17 protein-coding genes are annotated in these 18699 nt (G+C 57.4%); 2 read left to right on the top strand and 15 right to left on the bottom strand.

Going from position 1 to position 18699, the window contains the following annotated elements:
- Nucleotides 1-35: 35 nt before the first annotated feature.
- The gene (locus tag HFD92_RS00655) at nucleotides 36-953 is read left to right on the top strand and encodes a LysR substrate-binding domain-containing protein (protein WP_167428097.1); all 918 of its coding nucleotides are present in this window, start codon (nucleotides 36-38) and stop codon (nucleotides 951-953) included.
- Between the two features lie 234 nt (nucleotides 954-1187).
- Complete coding sequence (locus tag HFD92_RS00650; protein ID WP_167428096.1) at nucleotides 1188-2186, top strand: aldo/keto reductase; 999 nt, start codon at nucleotides 1188-1190, stop codon at nucleotides 2184-2186.
- Between the two features lie 96 nt (nucleotides 2187-2282).
- Here the strand turns inward: HFD92_RS00650 and HFD92_RS00645 are convergent, their stop codons facing one another.
- From HFD92_RS00645 to flhD, 15 genes are all read right to left on the bottom strand, one after another.
- Entirely contained in the window at nucleotides 2283-2672 is a 390-nt protein-coding gene (locus HFD92_RS00645) for a flagellar protein FlhE (RefSeq protein WP_167428095.1), read from the bottom strand.
- Entirely contained in the window at nucleotides 2672-4771 is a 2100-nt protein-coding gene (gene flhA, locus HFD92_RS00640; protein ID WP_111207741.1) for a flagellar biosynthesis protein FlhA, read from the bottom strand. Before flhA ends, HFD92_RS00645 begins: the two co-directional genes overlap by 1 nt.
- Nucleotides 4764-5915: a flagellar biosynthesis protein FlhB gene (gene flhB / locus HFD92_RS00635; RefSeq protein ID WP_046102008.1), complete on the bottom strand. Its 1152-nt coding sequence runs from the start codon at nucleotides 5913-5915 to the stop codon at nucleotides 4764-4766. Before flhB ends, flhA begins: the two co-directional genes overlap by 8 nt.
- 191 nt (nucleotides 5916-6106) lie before the next feature.
- On the bottom strand, nucleotides 6107-6748 hold the full coding sequence (gene cheZ / locus HFD92_RS00630; RefSeq protein WP_009089682.1) for a protein phosphatase CheZ: 642 nt from the start codon (nucleotides 6746-6748) through the stop codon (nucleotides 6107-6109).
- Nucleotides 6749-6757: 9 nt separating this feature from the next.
- Nucleotides 6758-7147 (bottom strand): chemotaxis response regulator CheY, encoded by a 390-nt coding sequence (gene cheY, locus HFD92_RS00625; protein ID WP_003849158.1) that lies wholly within the window; start codon nucleotides 7145-7147, stop codon nucleotides 6758-6760.
- A gap of 39 nt (nucleotides 7148-7186) precedes the next feature.
- Entirely contained in the window at nucleotides 7187-8236 is a 1050-nt protein-coding gene (locus tag HFD92_RS00620; RefSeq protein WP_009089678.1) for a chemotaxis response regulator protein-glutamate methylesterase, read from the bottom strand.
- Nucleotides 8236-9108 carry a protein-glutamate O-methyltransferase CheR gene (cheR, locus tag HFD92_RS00615; RefSeq protein ID WP_009089677.1) on the bottom strand — a complete coding sequence of 291 codons (873 nt, stop codon included), beginning with the start codon at nucleotides 9106-9108 and terminating at the stop codon, nucleotides 8236-8238. The genes HFD92_RS00620 and cheR overlap by 1 nt, the downstream gene beginning before the upstream one ends.
- 78 nt (nucleotides 9109-9186) lie before the next feature.
- The gene (locus HFD92_RS00610) at nucleotides 9187-10863 is read right to left on the bottom strand and encodes a methyl-accepting chemotaxis protein (protein ID WP_046102009.1); all 1677 of its coding nucleotides are present in this window, start codon (nucleotides 10861-10863) and stop codon (nucleotides 9187-9189) included.
- Nucleotides 10864-10967: 104 nt separating this feature from the next.
- The gene (locus HFD92_RS00605; protein ID WP_167428094.1) at nucleotides 10968-12530 is read right to left on the bottom strand and encodes a methyl-accepting chemotaxis protein; all 1563 of its coding nucleotides are present in this window, start codon (nucleotides 12528-12530) and stop codon (nucleotides 10968-10970) included.
- Nucleotides 12531-13001: 471 nt separating this feature from the next.
- Nucleotides 13002-13496 carry a chemotaxis protein CheW gene (cheW, locus tag HFD92_RS00600; protein ID WP_009089670.1) on the bottom strand — a complete coding sequence of 165 codons (495 nt, stop codon included), beginning with the start codon at nucleotides 13494-13496 and terminating at the stop codon, nucleotides 13002-13004.
- A 23-nt stretch (nucleotides 13497-13519) separates the two neighbouring features.
- Entirely contained in the window at nucleotides 13520-15502 is a 1983-nt protein-coding gene (cheA, locus tag HFD92_RS00595) for a chemotaxis protein CheA (RefSeq protein ID WP_185185185.1), read from the bottom strand.
- 11 nt (nucleotides 15503-15513) lie between these two features.
- On the bottom strand, nucleotides 15514-16458 hold the full coding sequence (gene motB / locus HFD92_RS00590) for a flagellar motor protein MotB (protein ID WP_009089667.1): 945 nt from the start codon (nucleotides 16456-16458) through the stop codon (nucleotides 15514-15516).
- Nucleotides 16455-17342, bottom strand: coding sequence for a flagellar motor stator protein MotA (gene motA, locus HFD92_RS00585; RefSeq protein ID WP_009089665.1), 888 nt, complete (start codon nucleotides 17340-17342; stop codon nucleotides 16455-16457). The genes motB and motA overlap by 4 nt, the downstream gene beginning before the upstream one ends.
- A 132-nt stretch (nucleotides 17343-17474) precedes the next feature.
- The gene (flhC, locus tag HFD92_RS00580) at nucleotides 17475-18053 is read right to left on the bottom strand and encodes a flagellar transcriptional regulator FlhC (protein WP_009089663.1); all 579 of its coding nucleotides are present in this window, start codon (nucleotides 18051-18053) and stop codon (nucleotides 17475-17477) included.
- Nucleotides 18050-18403, bottom strand: coding sequence for a flagellar transcriptional regulator FlhD (gene flhD / locus HFD92_RS00575; protein ID WP_009089661.1), 354 nt, complete (start codon nucleotides 18401-18403; stop codon nucleotides 18050-18052). Before flhD ends, flhC begins: the two co-directional genes overlap by 4 nt.
- Nucleotides 18404-18699: the final 296 nt, after the last annotated feature.

Raw genomic sequence — 18699 nt, 5'->3', positions numbered from 1 at the left:
CTTATTCCCCCTTCTCTGAGTGGCAGAACGACCTCATGGCTGTAGCAGCGCATCTCATCAGCAGTCACCTCCCTGCAGTCAGGCAGTTGCAATGCTTTCTGGCGGTCGCGCATGAGCTTAACTTTCGCCGGGCCGCTGAACGCCTCAGAATGACGCAGCCTCCCCTGACCCGCCAGATTCAGAGTCTGGAAGATCTGCTGGGGCAGCCCCTCTTCAGCCGGACGCCCCATGAGGTGACGCTCACCGAAGCCGGGCAGGCCCTGGTTGCTAAAGCGGAAGCGATCCTCATCGCCCTCGAAGCCTTAACCCAGGATGCGGGCCCTGTTGCGTCGCGCCTGCGTATCGGCGTAACCCGAACGCTGAACTTTGAAGCTATCACGCCGCTTAACCAGCAGCTCATTGCACTTCATGCCAGTGAAGAGATGGAGATGCCCAGCCTGACCTCCGCGCAGCTGCTGCAGAACCTGGCCCGTAACACGCTCGATTTAATCCTCACCGGAGAAAAAGGCGCGGAGGCTGATGAGGCCGTCCACTACGCCTGGGTTTACCGCGAGCCGCTGCTGGTCGTCCTGCCCGCCTCTCATCCTGCCGCACGGGCGGAACAGGTTTCGCCTGAGGCCGTGGCTGACCTGCCCCTGTTCTGGTTCGCGCGCAGTGCCAATCCGCTGTTCTACGACAAATGTGAGCGCTACTTCGCCACGCTTCGCGTGACGCTGAAACGGCAGCGGGAGCCGGAAGATTCACTGCTGATGCTGTCCCATATCGCCAGAGGCAAGGGTTTCGCCCTGATGCCCCGGTCAAAATGTACCTTTAATCAGGCCGGACTCTGCTACCGGCCGCTGAGCGAACGCGCAGCCCGGCACCTGGCCATTGATGTGTATGCCGCTATCCGTGCCGATGAAAAAAACGAGGCGGTTCTCGCAGCGCTGGAAAAAATATCCTCTCAAAGCTAACCCATTCCGTTAAAAAATAGCCGCACTTCATCGGAGAAAATATATTTACGCCGCCCTCAGAACGAAGCGTTAATTACCCACCCCCGCCCTTTTCCAATGTGCAATTAATAATTTCCGCCGCAGCTTCTCCGCTTATTTATTCACCTGACTGATACCTTAATGGCATTGCCGGAATAGCAATTCATGGCTATCGGCGTGAGTGAAATAATGGCGGCTCACTCACGAGGAGAGACAATGAAAACACGTACGTTATCTCAGGGGATGGAGGTCAGCGCGATCGGTTATGGCGCAATGGGGCTGAGCGAATTTTATGGTCAGACCGACGACCGCTACTCACTGCAGCTGCTTAACCAGCTACGCGAAACCGGCATCACCTTTATCGACACCGCCGATCTCTATGGCCGCGGCCACAACGAGCAGTTGATCGGTCAGTTTCTTGCCGGGCTGAGCCCGGCCGACCGGCAGACATTTACCGTCGCCACCAAATGTGGCATCGCCCGGCCAGCGGATGAGGCCTATGCCCGCACCATCAATAATGAGCCGGACTACATTATCCGCAGCTGCCACGCGTCGCTGAAACGGCTGGGCGTTGAGCGCATCGACCTGTTCTATCTGCATCGTATCAGTCCGGCGACACCGATTGAGGAGAGCATGGCGTGCCTCAGCAGTCTGGTGCAGCAGGGCAAGATTGCACAGATTGGATTGTGCGAAGCCTCCGCCGCCACGCTGAAGCGGGCGCATGCCGTGCATCCTCTGGCGGCATTACAGACGGAGTATTCACTCTGGACGCGGGACATTGAGGCGGCGATCCTGCCAATGGTGAAACAGCTCGGCATCGGACTGGTGCCCTACTCGCCGCTGGGCAGAGGTTTTCTTACCGGTAAATACCGTAACAACAGCGATTTTACTGAAGGCGACTTCCGCAAAAATAATGACCGCTTCCAGCAACAAAATCTCGACCACAATCTCAGCCTTCTTAACGCGATCGCGCCGCTGGCTGAGAAATATCACGCCACCAGCGGGCAGATTGCGCTGGCGTGGTTACTGGCTCAGTATGAAAAAGTGGTGCCGATCCCAGGCACGAAGCAGCTCGTCTGGCTTCATGAAAATGCCGGGGCCGCAGAGATTGAACTGGAAGAGGCCGATGTCCGGCTGCTGAATGGCCTGCATCAGCAGATCGAAGTCAAAGGTGGCCGCTACTCTGAGGAGGGAATGAAGGGGGTAAATGGCTGACCCCGATTAGCACTTGCGCACTGTGCAACGGTGCGCAAGTGCTGAAAATAAGGACTTTCGGATTATTCAGCCGCAGTCTGACTCGCGGCCGTAGCCCTACTCGTAGTTGACCATCACTTCGCTGCTGACCACCCGCAAACCTGGCGGCAGCGCCCCGCTGCCGGCAAAACCAAACACCATATGCAGCGGTTCATCGGCACTCAGATGGGCCAGCCCGCGCGTCACCCCGCTGGCCCCCTCCAGCGTTGCGCAGCGCTGCACGCCGCAGAGCCGCACCTCCAGACCGGAAGGCGCCGGCCGGCTCAGCTCATAACGCCAGCTGATTACGCTGACCTCACCGCCCACACCGGTGGGGGGCGTTAGCGGCTGCGACCGCATCCAGCTGCCCCGGTTTGCCAGCGGTGGCCCGCTGGCACTGCCACTCCAGGCCCCGCCGGCCGCCTGTGCCATCAGCGGCAGCAGCAACAGAGCGATTGGCCAGCGCATTATTTGCCTCCGATGGTGGCGGTCATACGGATCTGGCGGTTGTCGCTCAGCTCCAGATTTGAGATTACGACCAGCTGTGGCAGGTTGCGGCGCAGGAAACGCGCCAGCAGCGCACGCAGCGGATGATTAACCAGCAGCACCGGTGGTGCGCCCAGCATCTCCTGACGCTGCAACGCCGCCTGTGCCTGGCTTAACAGCCGATCGGCCAGCCCCGGCTCCAGCCCGCCGCCACCCTGCAGGGCCTGCAGCAACAGCCGTTCCAGCGTCGAGTCCAGTCCGATTACCTGCACCTCATCATTACCCGGGAACCACTGCTGGGTAATCGCACGGCCCAGCGCCACACGAACGACGCTGGTCAGCTCCTGCGGATCGCTCTGCACTGGCGCATGCTCCGCCAGTGTTTCAATGATGGTTCGCATATCGCGAATCGACACCCGCTCAACCAGCAGGTTCTGCAACACTTTATGCAGCGTCGTCAGCGTGATTACACCCGGCACCAGATCTTCGGTCAGCTTCGGCATCTCCTGCGTCACCCGATCCAGCAACTGCTGCGCTTCCTGACGACCAAACAGCTCGCTGGCGTACTGACCAATCAGGTGATTCAGGTGGGTCGCGACGACGGTACTGGCTTCCACTACGGTAAAGCCCTGAATCTGCGCCTGCTCTTTCAGCGCGCTGTCAATCCAGACCGCCGCCAGGCCAAAGGCGGGATCGACCGTGGCTTCACCCGGCAGCGAGCCAGCCGCCGTGCCTGGGTTGATCGCCATCCAGCGGCCAGGGTACGCATCCCCGCTGCCAATCTCCACCCCTTTCATCAGAATGCGGTAGCGTGCAGGCGGCAGCTCCATATTGTCGCGAATGTGCACGACCGGCGGCAGAAAACCCACATCCTGAGCGACCTTCTTACGGATACTGCGGATACGCCCCAGCAGCTCGCCATTTTGCTGATGATCGACCATCGGAATCAGGCGGTAGCCTACTTCCATGCCCAGCGTGTCTTCCAGCTGCACATCGGTCCAGGAGGCTTCCGTGGCGGCAGGCGTGTCCGCCGCCGCTTTGTTACTGATGCTGCCTGCACTGTCCACTTTCTTCTTCGGCTGCATTTCGCGGCCACGCAGCCACCAGGCCAGACCCAGTAAGGCCGCGGTAAACAGCAGGAAGACAAAGTTAGGCATGCCCGGCACCAGGCCCAGCAGACCGATCACCCCGGCGCTGAGCATCAGCACGCGCGGATCTTTGAACAGCTGGGTGACCATCTGCTCGCCCACATCCTGATCGGTGGCGACGCGCGTAACGATAACACCGGCCGCGGTGGAGATAACCAGCGCCGGGATCTGAGCGACCAGACCATCACCGATGGTCAGCAGGGTATAGGTTTCTGCGGCATGACCCACATCCATACCGTGCTGCACCACGCCGACCAGCAGGCCGCCGATGACGTTAATCACCATGATCATGATGCCTGCGATGGCATCCCCGCGAACGAACTTACTGGCACCGTCCATCGAGCCATAAAAGTCCGCTTCCTGGGTCACTTCCGCACGGCGACGCTTGGCCTCATCTTCGCCAATCAGACCGGCGTTGAGGTCGGCATCGATTGCCATCTGCTTACCGGGCATCCCGTCCAGCACAAAGCGCGCGCCAACTTCCGCGATACGCCCGGCACCCTTGGTGATAACCATGAAGTTGATGATGACGAGGATGATAAACACCACAATACCGATGGCGAAGTTTCCGCCCACCAGGAAGTGGCCGAACGCTTCCACCACCTGCCCCGCCGCCGCGGCCCCCGTGTGTCCTTCCATCAGGATGATACGGGTCGACGCGACGTTGAGCGCCAGGCGCAGCAGCGTAGAGAAGAGCAGGATGGTCGGGAATGCCGCAAACTCCAGGGTCCGCTGGGTGAACATCGACACCAGCAGGATCATGATTGACAGCGCAATGTTAAAGGTAAACAGCAGATCGAGGATGAATGGCGGTAAAGGCAGCACCATCATCGACAGGATCATCAGGATTAGCACCGGACCTGCCAGCACCTGCCACTGCATCTCTTTAAAGTTGCCCGGTAAACGTAGTTTTGCGGCCAGGTTGTTAGCCATCGTTTTTGCTCTCTCCTGCAAAGTCCATCTCTGCCGGAACCGGCAGGTTTTTTGGTTTGGCTGGGATCAGGCCGCCTTCACGCTTCCAGCGGCGTGACTGCCAGACCCATGCCAGTACCTCTGCCACGGCAGCATAAAGCGCGCCGGGGATGTGCTGACCAATCTCAGTGTGTCGATACAAAGCACGCGCCAGCGGCGGTGCTTCCAGAACCGGGATGCGGTGCTCCGCGCCCAGTTCGCGGATTCTCAGGGCTATCTCGCCTGCGCCTTTGGCGACGACTTTTGGCGCACTCATCTTCTTCTCGTTGTACTGCAGCGCCACCGAGTAGTGTGTCGGGTTGGTGACGATAACGTCTGCTTTCGGCACATCCGCCATCATGCGGCGGCGCGCGGCGGCACGCATCTGCTGGCGGATACGCCCCTTAACGTGCGGGTCACCCTCCTGCTGCTTATGCTCGTCGCGGATCTCCTGCATCGACATCTTCAGCTTTTTGAAGTGGCTGTAGAGCTGCCAGAAGACGTCATACCCCACCATCGGCACCAGCCCCAGCATCACCAGCGAACAGCAGACGGCGATCATCTCCATGCCGTGGATCAGCGCGTTAATCGGGGCTTCGCTGATCAGCCGCAGCATCTCCGGCCAGTGGCTCCAGATGTACCACCAGCCCACGGCACCGACGAGAATGGTTTTGAGCACGCCTTTAAACAGTTCGGTCCAGGCCTGAGCGGCAAACATCCGCTTAAAACCGGCCATCGGACTCAGTTTTTTCAGGTCGAACTTGATCGATTTGCCGCTGAACACGATACCGCCCAGCAGCATGGGGGCGGCAATCGCCACCAGCACCAGCCCGCCCATCAGGGGCAGCAGCGCCATCAGCGCCTGGGTGATCAGTCCGCCGATGTGGCTGACAATGATTTTGTCATCTCTGACCATGCCATGATCAAAGCGGAGGCCGGTGGCCACCATCGCGGCCAGCCGGTGCGCCATCATGTTGCCGCCTACCCACAGGATCATGATGCCGGCCAGCAGCATCAGTAATGACGTCAGTTCGCGCGAACGCGGAATCTGGCCCTCTTCACGCGCTTTCTCAAGTCGGTGGGCCGTGGGCGATTCTGTTTTGTCTTCGTCGCTTTCTTCAGCCACGACAAACCTCAGCTGGCAGGAATTCTGAGCATAGGATGCCAAATCTGGCTTAAGTCAAAGCGGAGATAAGATGGGGAAAAAGGGCGTTCTTTCGGGGATGAATCTGGCAATGGGGAACGGGGCCACCGGAGGGTGACCCTGTTTCAGGGGAGTACAGCGCTGTTGCCCGCCCGCAGGCGGACAACATCGGGTCAGAACCCTAAGCTGTCCAGCAGGTCATCAACCTGATCCTGGTTCGCCACCACGCCCGGTGCATCGGCGTGGATCTGCGGCCCGTTCAGCAGGCTGGTGCCCTCCTGGCGCTTCTCTGCGCTGACTTCCGGCATGTTCTCCAGCAGCACCATCAACAGCTGGCGCTCAATCTCCTGGATCACATCCATCATGCGCTTGATCACCTGACCGGTCAGATCCTGGAAATCCTGCGCCATCATGATGGCCAGCAGCTGTTTGTTGGTGAAGGAGGTATGCTCTGGCACAGCGTCGAGGAATGCGCGCGTATCCGTCACCAACTCCCGCGCATCACCCAGTTCAATCGGGTTCTCAAACCACTCATCCCAACGCCCTTTCAGCTGAGTTGCCCCGGCTTCCATTTTATCCTGATGTGGCTGAGCTGCTTCAACACAGTTCAGCGCACGGTCGGCGGCCTGCGCCGTCATCTGCACCACGTAATCCAGACGGTCGCGGGCATCAGGAATGGCTTCAGCGGCATCGGCGATGGCTTTATCCAGCCCCAGCTCGCGCAGGCTGTCGCGCAGCATGCGGGTCAGAGACCCGATGCGACTGATGATGTCGTGTGCCGAGGCATCCATAGTTGGTTTCGGAAGGTCGCTCATCACATCTCCTTACATGCCCAGTTTTTCAAAAATTTTACCCAGCTTCTCTTCCAGGGTAGCGGCGGTGAAAGGCTTCACCACATATCCGCTGGCGCCTGCCTGAGCAGCAGCGATAATGTTCTCTTTCTTCGCTTCTGCGGTCACCATCAACACCGGCAGCGTGCTCATCGCCGCGTCGGCACGAATGGTCTGCAGCAGCTGCAGGCCATCCATGTTTGGCATGTTCCAGTCAGAAATGACGAAGTCAAAACCGCCTGCTTTCAGTTTGCCAAGGGCATCCACACCATCTTCTGCTTCTTCTACGTTATTGAAGCCCAGCTCTTTCAGCAGGTTACGGACAATACGACGCATCGTATTGAAGTCGTCTACTACCAAAAAGCGCATGTTTTTATCAGCCATATCTACTCCTGAGTTGTCTCGCCCGGCAGGACGGGCCTGTTAAATACGCAATGCCTGTCCGGCGCTAATTTTCGCCAGCATGTGCTGGCTGATGTTGCTTAAATCCACGACTTCATTCACACCGCCTGTGGCAATTGCCTCACGCGGCATGCCAAATACCACACAGCTGGCCTCGCTCTGGGCGATGGTCCAGGCTCCCGCCCGGTTCATCTCCAGCATCCCGGCGGCGCCGTCGTTGCCCATGCCGGTGAGGATCACCCCCACCGCATTTCGTCCGGCGTTGATCGCCACCGATTTGAACAGCACATCCACCGACGGTTTGTGCCGGTTAACCGGCGGGCCGTCATTGAGCTTCACAACATAGTTGGCACCGCTTCGGGCCAGCTCCATATGCATCGCGCCTGGCGCGATATAGGCGTGACCCGGCAGAATACGCTCGCCATCTTCCGCCTCTTTCACCGTGATCTGACACAGCTTGTTCAGACGCTCGGCAAAGGAGCGGGTAAAGCCTGGCGGCATGTGCTGGGTAATCAGCAATGCCGGGCTGGTCGCCGGTAACGGCTGCAGCACATGACGGATCGCCTCGGTGCCGCCGGTAGAGGAGCCAATCGCAATCAGTTTCTCACTACTCAGCAGCGGCCCTGCTTTCAGCGTCACCGGGGCCGGCATCGCGGCGCGGTTATGCAGACGGGCACGGGCCGCGGCGCGGATCTTGTCGCCAATCATCTGGCTGTAAGCCAGCATCCCTTCGCGGATGCCGAGCTGAGGCTTGGTGACGAAGTCGACCGCCCCCAGTTCCAGCGCCCGCAGCGTAATCTCGGAGCCTTTTCCGGTCAGCGAGGAGACCATCACGACCGGCATCGGGCGTAACCGCATCAGTTTTTCCAGGAAATCGAGGCCATCCATGCGCGGCATTTCCACATCCAGCGTCAGCACCTGCGGATTGAACTGCTTAATCAAATCGCGGGCGACCAGCGGATCCGGCGCCGTAGCGACCATCTCCATATCCGGATGACTGTTGATGATTTCCGTCATCAGTTGCCGCATCAGCGCAGAGTCATCTACGCACATCACGGTGATTTTGCTCATCATCTTTCCTTCGTCAGTCCATAGACGGTTTGTCCGCGCAGCCAGAACTCTTTACTGATCTGACTGAAATTCTCTGAGTGACCGGCGAACAGAATGCCGCCCGGCTTCAGCAGCGGGACAAACCGACGCAGAATCTTCTCCTGCGTCTCTTTATCGAAATAGATCATCACATTGCGACAGAATATGGCGTCAAACGGCCCCGGTAGCGCCCACTCGTTAGCCAGCAGGTTAAGCTGGGCGAACGTGACCAGGCCACTGAGCTCAGGGCGCGCCCGCACCATGCCCGCATGCGGCCCGGTTCCGCGCAGGAAGAAGCGCTGCATCTGCGCCGGTGACAGCGTGCGCAGCTCCTCCTGGCGATAGACGCCGGAAACCGCTTTTTCCAGTACCTGGGTGTCGATATCGCTGGCGTGAACCTGAAATTTGCCGGGTCCGGTCCCCAGCGTTTCGGCCAGCGTCATGGCGATCGAATAGGGTTCTTCGCCGGTTGACGCCGCGGTGCTCCAGACGCTGAAGTTGCCCTGACGCTTACGTGCATGCTCCGCCAGAATCGGGAAGTGATGCGCTTCACGGAAGAACGCGGTCAGGTTAGTCGTCAGGGCGTTAATAAACGCCTGCCACTCGGCACTGTTCGGGTCGGACTCCAGCAGCGCCAGGTAGCGACCAAAATCGTCGATGTTCAGCGTGCGCAGACGACGAACCAGACGGTTGTAAACCATCTCACGCTTGTGATCGGCCAGTACGATACCGGCACGCTGATAGATCAGCTGGCTGATACGGCGAAAATGCGCATCGGAGAGCGGCAGGCGCTGCACCATCTGTGACAGCAGCGTTGTCGTCTCATTTTGATCTAATATCGTCGATTTTTTCATCTCTGCACCTGGCCCGAACTGAATACATTAACTCTGCTGCGATGTCCGGCCGCGAAACGGCGGCCGGACGACGGGCGATTAAAAGGTTTCCCAGTTGTCGTCACTGCGCGCAGCAGACTGACGGCCAACGGCTAACGGCGCATCAAGCTGTAGGGTTTTTGTCGCCGTTGTCTTGTTAACGGCCTGAGCGACAAATTCTTTACCAATATTGAACACTGAAACCGCCTGTTTTAAGTGACTTGCCTGATCTTCGAGCGCCGCAGCGGCTGCCGCTGACTCTTCGACCAGTGAGGCGTTCTGCTGGGTCACGCGATCCATCTCGGTGACCGCCAGGCCAACCTGGTCGATACCGCGGCTCTGCTCGTCTGACGCAGAGGCGATTTCACCCATGATGTCGGTCACGCGGGTTACCGCGCTGACGATGTTGCTCATGGTGTCACCGGCGCTTTCTACCAGCACCGAGCCGGTATTCACGCGACTCACGGAATCTTCAATCAGGCCCTTGATCTCTCTTGCGGCCTGGGCGCTGCGCTGCGCCAGGCTGCGCACTTCACCGGCCACCACGGCAAAACCGCGCCCCTGTTCACCCGCACGGGCGGCTTCAACCGCCGCGTTCAGCGCCAGAATGTTGGTCTGGAAGGCGATACCGTCGATGACGCTGGTGATATCGGCAATTTTCTTCGAGCTGCCCGCAATCTCTTTCATGGTGGTGACCACGCCATCCACCACTTTGCCGCCCTGCTGCGCGGTTTCCGAGGCGGTCAGCGCCAGCTTGGACGCCTGACGGGCGTTTTCGGCGTTCTGCTTCACGGTGGCCGTCAGCTGCTCCATACTGGCCGCGGTCTGCTCCAGAGAGGCCGCCTGCTCTTCCGTACGCGAAGAGAGATCGTTGTTGCCGATAGCGATTTCGCTGGCACCGGTGTAGATGGCGTCAGAGCCATCACGCACGGTACGTACGGTACGTACCAGCTCCTGCTGCATGTGCTGCAGAGAGGTCAGTAACTCACCGATTTCGTTTCGCACGCTAATCTCTATCGGCTGAGTCAGATCGCCACGTGCAATGTGCTGGATATGTTCCATGCTCTGACGCAGCGGACGGATCAGCACCGAGCGCATCACATTCCAGACCAGGATAATCATCAGCAGCGTGACCGCCAGCGTGGCCACCACGATGGTGATAGAACGGGTATAGGCCTGCTGGTTAGCTTCGACACCCTGCTTCGCCAGGACCTGGTTGTACTCAAGCCAGGCGGTGTAATCTTTCTGGAACTTGTCCTGATAGCTCTGGGTGGGCTGATCGACAAAGCCTTTGAAGTTGCCGGTGGTGAAGAAGACCATCAGCTCCGCCAGCGCATCGTGATAGGCCTTGTAGTTCGCCTGCAGTGCCAGGACGTTTTCGGCCGTTTTGCCCTTCTCCGACAGGTTATCGTTGAAGATCTGATAGTTGATTTCCGCCTGTTTCAGCTCTTCACCCGCCAGTGCCACCAGCTCTTTCACGCTGGCACCCGATCCCGCCATCTGCGCATCCTGCAGAAAACGAATACCGGCGCGGTTGAGGGTGTTGCGCGCCTGAACAAGCGAAACCCATGAGGTGCCCATAGCCTGCTGCAGCGTATTCAGACGCTGGTTGTAGGCAAAGTTATCTTTATCTGAACTGACAGTTTTGAAGAACATTCCGCCGGAAAACAGCTGCAGCAGCGCAAACAGCGCCAGCACACACAGCAGGCCGGAAACAACGCGTACTCGACTAAACATAAACACCTCATTGGTTGCGATTCGTTTTGTTTATCGGCGCAACGTGAGGGAACTTTATGGATGGCGACGGCTTTACGCCGTCACCAGAGTCAAAGGAAGGAAAATCAGGCGCGGGAGATTTTGAAAACGGAGACCGCCTGCATCAGTACGCTGGCCTGCTGCTCCAGTGCGGCGGCGGCGGCAGCCGACTCCTCAACCAGCGAGGCGTTCTGCTGCGTGACGCGATCCATCTCGGTTACCGCCTGTCCGACCTGCTCAATACCGCGGCTCTGCTCATCCGATGCTGAGGCGATTTCGCCCATGATGTCGGTGACGCGGGTGACCGCCCCGACGATCTCGCTCATGGTGCTGCCGGCGCTTTCCACCTGCAGTGAACCACTGTTGACGCGCGACACGGAATCTTCGATCAGGCCTTTAATCTCTTTGGCGGCCTGTGCGCTGCGCTGCGCCAGGCTGCGGACTTCACCGGCCACGACCGCAAAACCGCGACCCTGTTCACCGGCTCGCGCCGCTTCCACGGCGGCGTTCAGCGCCAGGATGTTCGTCTGGAAGGCGATGCCATCGATAACGCTGATGATGTCAGCAATTTTCTTCGAGCTGCCCGCGATCTCTTTCATGGTGCTGACGACACCATCGACCACTTTTCCGCCCTGCTGCGCGGTTTCCGAGGCGGTCAGCGCCAGCTGAGAGGCCTGGCGGGCGTTGTCCGCATTCTGCTTCACGGTGGCGGTCAGCTGTTCCATGCTGGCTGCGGTCTGCTCCAGCGAGGCGGCCTGCTCTTCGGTGCGGGCCGACAGATCGTTGTTACCGGCCGCGATTTCGCTGGCGCCGGTAAAGATGGCATCAGAGCCGTCGCGCACATTGCCGACCGTCATCACCAGTGACTGCTGCATCTCATGGATGCCTGCGGCCAGCTGGCTCATCTCGTTGCGGCCTTCAACCACAATCGGCTGTGTCAGATCGCCAGACGCGATAGCACGAATCTGGGTCAGCAGCTGGTGCAGCGGCTGAATCAGCACCTGACGCAGGCCAAACCAGCAGGCGACGATCACGGCAATGACCGTAATACCAATCGCGCCCAGCAGCCACATCATCTGGGTGAAGGCACGCTGGTTCTGCGCCATGCCCTGATCGGAAAGCTCAGTCTGACGTTCACGCCATGCGCTGTAACTCTCCTGCATGGCAACCTGCTTCTGCTCGATGTTCTGTTTGAACATCCCTTCCAGATCGCGGGCCTGCAGGCTCGCCACCATCCCCTTCAGCCCTTTTTCATATTGCGCATAATCCGCTTCGAGTCTGTCACGCAGCGCCACTTCCAGGCCCGGCGTGGCAGGCAGATCGTAGTAGATTTTGAAGTGACGATCGGCTTCCGCTAACTGACTGTTAGCGCGGTTCATCAGATCATCCAGCTGACCGCCGTTCATCTGCGCCGCCATGCTGGTCTGCAACCGCAGCATGGCGCGGTTCAGTGTGGTGCGGCTGTTGTTCAGAGAGATATAGGCATCCGTCATCGAGGTGACGTTGCGGTTAGAGACCTGCGACAGTGCAAAAGCCGCTTTGTCATTATTCAGAGCGGACCAGAAAAGGCTGCCAGAAATTAACTGGAGCGTGCCAAAGATAACCAGTACGGCGATTAAACTGGTCACCACTTTTATTTTTTTTAACATCTCGTTCCCCTGCAGGTTGATTAAGGTGCAGCGGCTATATCGGCGTGATTACGGGATTAATTAACGCTTTTCGGCACTTGAAGACCGAAAATGGCTTTTGTAATTATTTTTATCAGCGCGGGGCTATCAGTTTGACTTTAGTCAGAAAAAGCACAAAGGGTGCGCCCCGCCTCGCAGGATGGACAGCGCAGAATCAGACGCAATGCCAGTGCGTCTGACTGACAAGGGTGAAAATCGTATCAGAGTCATCGCACACCCGACTCCCGGTGTGCTTCAGCGATAGAGAGGTGGCAACGCAGGCGTTCAGCCTGATGAATCCTTGAAGGCCAGCCAGATCAGGATGACCGCTGACGTATCAGCAGAGTAAGGCGGGAAATCAGCGCAGGTGTCGGGGGAGATATCTGAATAAACGGGAATGAGGTCAGGCATGAAGGATCACGGGCCGGTTAAGACCGGCCCGTGATAAACACCTTACGCGCGCAGGTTATCGACCAGCGCCATCTCGTCGCTGCTCAGCAGCTTCTCGATGTCGACCAGAATCAGCATACGCTCGCCGAGCGCACCCAGACCGGTCAGGTATTCGGTAGACATGGTGACCGCGAACTCCGGGGAAGGACGGATCTGATCCTGGGTCAGCGACAGCACATCAGAGACGCCGTCAACCACAATGCCGACCACGCGGTTTTCCAGATTCAGCACGATGACCACGGTGTTGTCATTGTACTCCACATCGGGCTGTGCAAACTTCACGCGCAGATCGATGATCGGCACGATAACGCCGCGCAGGTTGGTTACACCACGGATAAAGTCAGGGGTGTTTGCGATACGGGTAACCTGATCGTAACCGCGGATCTCCTGCACTTTAAGGATATCGATGCCGTACTCTTCGTCGCCCAGCGTGAAAACCAGGAACTCCTGACCTACGGTTTCGCCAGCAATTTTTGTCACGGTTGCCATTCCATTCATGTTATTTACCTTTTCGTTTTCAATCAGGCGGCAGCGCCGGCCACACGTTTTTCACGGTTCAGAGATTGCAGGGCGGAGACATCGACAATCAGCGCGACGCTACCGTCACCCAGAATGGTCGCGGCAGAGATGCCCGGTACCTTGCGATAGTTGCTCTCCAGGTTCTTCACCACCACCTGATGCTGACCAATCAGCTGATCGACCAGCAGCGCATAGCGTTTGCCCGCGCTCTGCAGGATCACGACGATGCCCTGCGTGGCTTCCGTTTTCGCGCCCTGCACATCAAAGACGTTCCACAGTTCAACCAGCGGCAGATATTCGCCACGCACTTCCAGTACGCACTCGCCACCCGCCAGCGGCTTCAGCTCTTCGGCGCGCGGTTGCAGCGACTCCATCACCGCATTCAGCGGCAGAATGAAGACTTCGTCGGCCACACGAACGGACATGCCGTCGAGGATGGCCAGCGTCAGAGGCAGCAGGATGCGAATGGTGGTGCCTTTGCCCTGCTTCGAGGCGATTTCGACGTGACCGCCCATCTCCTGAATGTTTCGTTTCACCACGTCCATACCGACGCCGCGTCCGGAAACATCCGTCACCTGCTCTGCGGTGGAGAAGCCTGGCGCGAAGATCAGCATGCCGACCTCTTCATCACTCATGTTCTCGCTGACCGGCAGGCCGGATGAGAGCGCTTTAGCCAGAATACGTTCACGGTTAAGGCCGGCACCATCGTCGGAGACTTCGATACAGATGTTGCCGCCCTGATGTTCCGCGGAGAGCGTCAGGTTACCGGTCGCAACCTTGCCAGCCGCCACGCGTTTCTCAGGCGTTTCGATACCGTGGTCCAGGCTGTTACGCACCAGGTGCGTTAACGGGTCGATGATGCGTTCAATCAGGCTCTTATCGAGTTCGGTCGAGCTGCCCAGCAGGGTCAGTTCAACCTCTTTACCGAGCTTGCTGGCCAGGTCACGCACCAGACGCGGGAAGCGGCTGAAGACATATTCCATTGGCATCATACGAATCGACATCACCGATTCCTGCAGATCGCGGGCATTACGCTCCAGCTGACCCATGCTGTTCAGCAGGTCGCCATGCGCGACCGGGTCCAGCTCGCCGGAACGCTGCGCCAGCATGGACTGGGTGATCACCAGCTCGCCCACCAGGTTGATCAGCTGATCAACCTTCTCTACCGCCACGCGGATACTGGTGGATTCGCTTGATTTGGCCGGGGCCGCGGCGCGCTTGCTTTCACGCTTCGCTGGTGCCACCGGCAGTTCGGTGACACTGGCCGTGTGGACTTCTTCCACCACGGGCGCGGCAACCGCCGCCACCGGTGCGGCAACGGCGTCGTCCGCCTCCGGGAAGCGGATCTGTGCTTCGTCGATGACGAAGCAGAGCACCGCCACGATGTCATCTTTGCCCACACCATCGATGCAGACATCCAGCGTGGTGCTGCCTTTCTGCACGTTGGTCAGGGTGCCGAGATTGCCCATTTCTTCAAGCATCAGATCGACTTCTTTCTCTTTGAGGTCGATCAGCTGAACACGCAGGCCACTGGTGCTGGTGCTGACAGGTTCTTCACTGACAGGCACCACGCTGACCGGCAGTTCTGCCGGCAGACCTTTAGCCTCCAGCGCCAGCTGGCGCAGTGCTTCACAGATGTATTTGAAGCTTTCCGCGTTCGGCTCCTGCGCGGTTTTATATGCATCGAGCTGTTCCTGCATAATATCTTTGGTTTCCAAAAACAGGTTGATGATGTCGGTGCTGAGCTGCATCTCGCCGCGACGAGCACCATCCAGAATGTTTTCCAGGATGTGAGTCGTTTCCTGTAATACCGTAAAACCAAAGGTTCCGGCCCCACCCTTAATGGAGTGAGCGGCACGGAAGATGGCGTTGAGCTGTTCAGAATCTGGTTCCTGCGGGTCAAGGCCCAGCAGGTGTTGTTCCATATCCGCTAATAGCTCATCGGCTTCATCAAAAAACGTCTGGTAAAAATCGCTGATGTCCATACTCACGGGAATCACCTCGGCTGTGAGGGGGCTGCTGTATTCACCGCGCTGCCCTGGGGTGCTGGCGGTGCGGTAATTTTTTCAATGGCCGCCGGATCGCTGATCTGGACGGCATCACTTTCTGCGTTCTCTTTTTCTATTGCCGCTTCGGTGTCATGGTTCAACACCAGCAGGCTGATGCGGCGGTTCACTGCATCATTCCCGCCGCGATTTTTCAGGCGCATGGTGTCGGCCATACCCAACACCCGCAAAACTTTGCCACTGTCCAGGCCACCCATCACCAGTTCACGGCGGGAGGCGTTAGCGCGGTCGGTCGAGAGTTCCCAGTTGCTGTAGCCTTTGTCGCCGCCGGCATACTGGAAGTCATCGGTATGTCCGGCCAGGCTGATGCGGTTCGGGATGTCATTGAGGATCGGCGCTATCGCACGCAGAATGTCGCGCATATAAGGCTCCACCTCGGCACTGCCGGTCTTAAACATCGGGCGATTCTGGCTGTCGATAATCTGAATACGCAGCCCCTCTTCCACCATGTTAATAATCAGATGCGGACGCAGCGTTTTCAGACGCGGATCGGCCTCAATCATCTGATCGAGCTTCTCCCGCAGCCGGTTGAGACGGATCTCATCCAGCTGACGTTTCTGCGCATCCATATCAACCTTTTTGTTCACTTCGCCGATCTTTTTCGTCGGATCATCCCCGCCGCCGGGGATCGGGCTTTCGCTGTCGCTGCTGCGCTGCCCGCCGGTGATCGCCACTTTCAGTGGCGTTTTAAAGTAGTCTGCTATCTGCACCAGCTGCTGCGGGTTTGCGATCGACAGCAGCCACATCACCATAAAAAAGGCCATCATCGCCGTCATAAAGTCGGCGTAGGCAATCTTCCACGAACCGTGGCTGCCTTCATGGCCTTTATGTTTGCGCTTTTTGATCAGCACAATTGGGCGATTGCCGTGTTTCATGAAGCCTCGTCCGAAGTCTGTTTAGCCGGGTTCTTAGCGTTACGCACATGCTCTTCCAGTTCGCTGAACGACGGGCGCTCGGCGGAATAGAGCGTCTTACGACCAAACTCCACCGCAATCTGCGGGGCATAACCGTTCAGGCTCGACAGCAGCGTCACCTTGATGCACTGCATCATCTTGGTGGTTTCCGCACACTTCTGACGCAGAACGGATGACAGCGGAGAGATAAATCCGTAGGCCAGCAAAATGCCCAGGAAGGTTCCCACCATCGCATGAGCCACCAGTGCACCCAGTTCCGCCGCCGGACGGTCGGCCGACGCCAGTGCGTGCACCACGCCCATGACCGCTGCCACGATACCGAATGCCGGCAGTCCGTCACCCACCGCCGCTATACTCTGGGCTGGTACGTCACACTCATGTTCGTAAGTCTCAATTTCTTCATCCATCAACGCTTCAATTTCAAAGGCGTTCATGTTGCCGCTGACCATCAGACGCAGATAGTCAGTAATGAAATCGACTAACTGTTTATCGGCAAGAATGCGGGGATAATTAGCAAAAATTTCACTCTGGCTGGGATCTTCGATATCGCGTTCCAGCGATAACATGCCCTGCTGACGCGATTTGGCCATCAGACGATAAAGCAGCGCCATCAGATCCATGTAAACCGCTTTGTTGTACTTTGAGCCGCGAAATAACAGCGGCAGCGCTTTCATGGTCTTTTTAATCGACTTGCCGTTGTTGCCGACTAAAAAAGCACCGGCACCCGCGCCGCCGATCATTAATAATTCGGCTGGCTGATAAAGCGCGCCCAGATGGCCACCGACCAGTGCATATCCGCCCAACACGGAGCCTAAAACAACCAGGTAACCTATAATTATCAGCACAAAAAATCCTTACGTCCGTAACGTGTTGGTGGAAGTTAAGCCAGAGAGCCGCAGGCGTTATTCTCAAACCGGAAGCAAAAAAAAAGCAGCGGTATTAACCGCTGCTGGATGGCTTCCACAGTGCGAACAAACTTAAACGGCGTGTTTAACCTGTTCATCCAGCAGTTGTGGAAACATATCGGCAGATTCTGCAGAAAGTTTACGTCTTTTTACGGCACGTGATGGTGGCTGGCACAGGCTGCAGGTAAAGCTGCCAACCGGCTGATGTGCATGGTTAATAAAGCTGCCATTGCAGCATTTGCAGTCAGCCAGTTCCAGCATGCCACTTTCAACAAATCGGACCAGGGTCCAGGCGCGGGTCAGCGCCAACAGCGGGCCCTCGTCCGATTGCGGACACTGCTCAAGGTATAACCGGTAGGCTTTGATGACGGCATCGACGCCACTGCACAGGCCGGTTTTCAGCAAAAATTTCCAGGCGTTACAGAACATGGAAGCGTGGATGTTCTGCTCCCAGGTCATGAACCAGTCCGTGGAGAACGGCAGCATGCCTTTTGGCGGCGGGCTGCCACGCAGTTCTTTATAGAGCTTGATCAGGCGACCCCGGCTCAGCTGGGTTTCGCTCTCTAACATCTGTAAGCGTGCACCTAACGAAATCAACTCCATTGCGAGCTGAATGTCACGCGCTTCCTGAACAATACTTTTCTCACTCATGACATTGCTCTCTTTTTAGCAGGCAGATCTTCTTTAGACGCATTACGCAGTAAACGGCTGGATAATAAAATGCCGGTATGAATCTGCTGTAAATCATCCACGCGGGATTCCTGCGTCAGGCGATTAATCGTGCTGCTGTCGGTAAAACGAAACTGGCAAACCAGCTGATTGGTTTCCGCCATTTTTACCATTTCAGGCAATGTTAATTCTGATAATGCATTCGCCATTTTTTCGTCAATGCCGAGGCGAAACATTGCAGAAGCTTTATCCTGGTTAATTAAACGCTGCGCAAGCAGTAAATAAGACAAGTTGAGATCGTAAATATGTTTCAGTACTTCAGAGGTGCCCATTATTTTCCATCCTGAGAGATGCGACGTAACTGTATCGCAGAATAAGATCTGCGGTTCGAGCTGCTGTTTGATAAATCAAAAGATGGCAAAAAAATTTCACATAAATTTGATGTCACTGTTTTTCGCCTTCTGTTTTTTGTGAGTTTCAGACCCACCGAAGGTCGAAAATCCATGCCATTTTATTTTCGAGTTCCGGACATCTTCCGTGACGCCTTCTTACTTTTTTTAGGACTATTCCGAAAACAACGCAAATCTATATCGTCTGATTTCGGGTTACAACGACAGCCAGGAGAAAT

The sequence above is a fragment of the Pantoea sp. EKM101V genome, from assembly GCF_011800325.1.
Classification (GTDB): domain Bacteria; phylum Pseudomonadota; class Gammaproteobacteria; order Enterobacterales; family Enterobacteriaceae; genus Pantoea; species Pantoea anthophila.
This window is presented reverse-complemented; position numbering and strand designations above follow the sequence as displayed.

Excerpts from the sequence above, each read along its gene's own strand:
- flhC (WP_009089663.1), bottom strand. The coding sequence starts at position 18,053 with ATGAGTGAGAAAAGTATTGTTCAGGAAGCGCGTGACATTCAGCTCGCA.
- HFD92_RS00610 (WP_046102009.1), bottom strand. The coding sequence starts at position 10,863 with ATGTTTAGTCGAGTACGCGTTGTTTCCGGCCTGCTGTGTGTGCTGGCG.
- HFD92_RS00645 (WP_167428095.1), bottom strand. The coding sequence starts at position 2,672 with ATGCGCTGGCCAATCGCTCTGTTGCTGCTGCCGCTGATGGCACAGGCG.
- HFD92_RS00655 (WP_167428097.1), top strand. The coding sequence starts at position 36 with ATGGCTGTAGCAGCGCATCTCATCAGCAGTCACCTCCCTGCAGTCAGG.
- cheZ (WP_009089682.1), bottom strand. The coding sequence starts at position 6,748 with ATGAGCGACCTTCCGAAACCAACTATGGATGCCTCGGCACACGACATC.
- cheW (WP_009089670.1), bottom strand. The coding sequence starts at position 13,496 with ATGAATGGAATGGCAACCGTGACAAAAATTGCTGGCGAAACCGTAGGT.
- cheY (WP_003849158.1), bottom strand. The coding sequence starts at position 7,147 with ATGGCTGATAAAAACATGCGCTTTTTGGTAGTAGACGACTTCAATACG.
- flhD (WP_009089661.1), bottom strand. The coding sequence starts at position 18,403 with ATGGGCACCTCTGAAGTACTGAAACATATTTACGATCTCAACTTGTCT.
- HFD92_RS00620 (WP_009089678.1), bottom strand. The coding sequence starts at position 8,236 with ATGAGCAAAATCACCGTGATGTGCGTAGATGACTCTGCGCTGATGCGG.
- motB (WP_009089667.1), bottom strand. The coding sequence starts at position 16,458 with ATGAAACACGGCAATCGCCCAATTGTGCTGATCAAAAAGCGCAAACAT.
- cheR (WP_009089677.1), bottom strand. The coding sequence starts at position 9,108 with ATGAAAAAATCGACGATATTAGATCAAAATGAGACGACAACGCTGCTG.
- HFD92_RS00605 (WP_167428094.1), bottom strand. The coding sequence starts at position 12,530 with ATGTTAAAAAAAATAAAAGTGGTGACCAGTTTAATCGCCGTACTGGTT.
- HFD92_RS00650 (WP_167428096.1), top strand. The coding sequence starts at position 1,188 with ATGAAAACACGTACGTTATCTCAGGGGATGGAGGTCAGCGCGATCGGT.
- flhA (WP_111207741.1), bottom strand. The coding sequence starts at position 4,771 with ATGGCTAACAACCTGGCCGCAAAACTACGTTTACCGGGCAACTTTAAA.
- cheA (WP_185185185.1), bottom strand. The coding sequence starts at position 15,502 with ATGGACATCAGCGATTTTTACCAGACGTTTTTTGATGAAGCCGATGAG.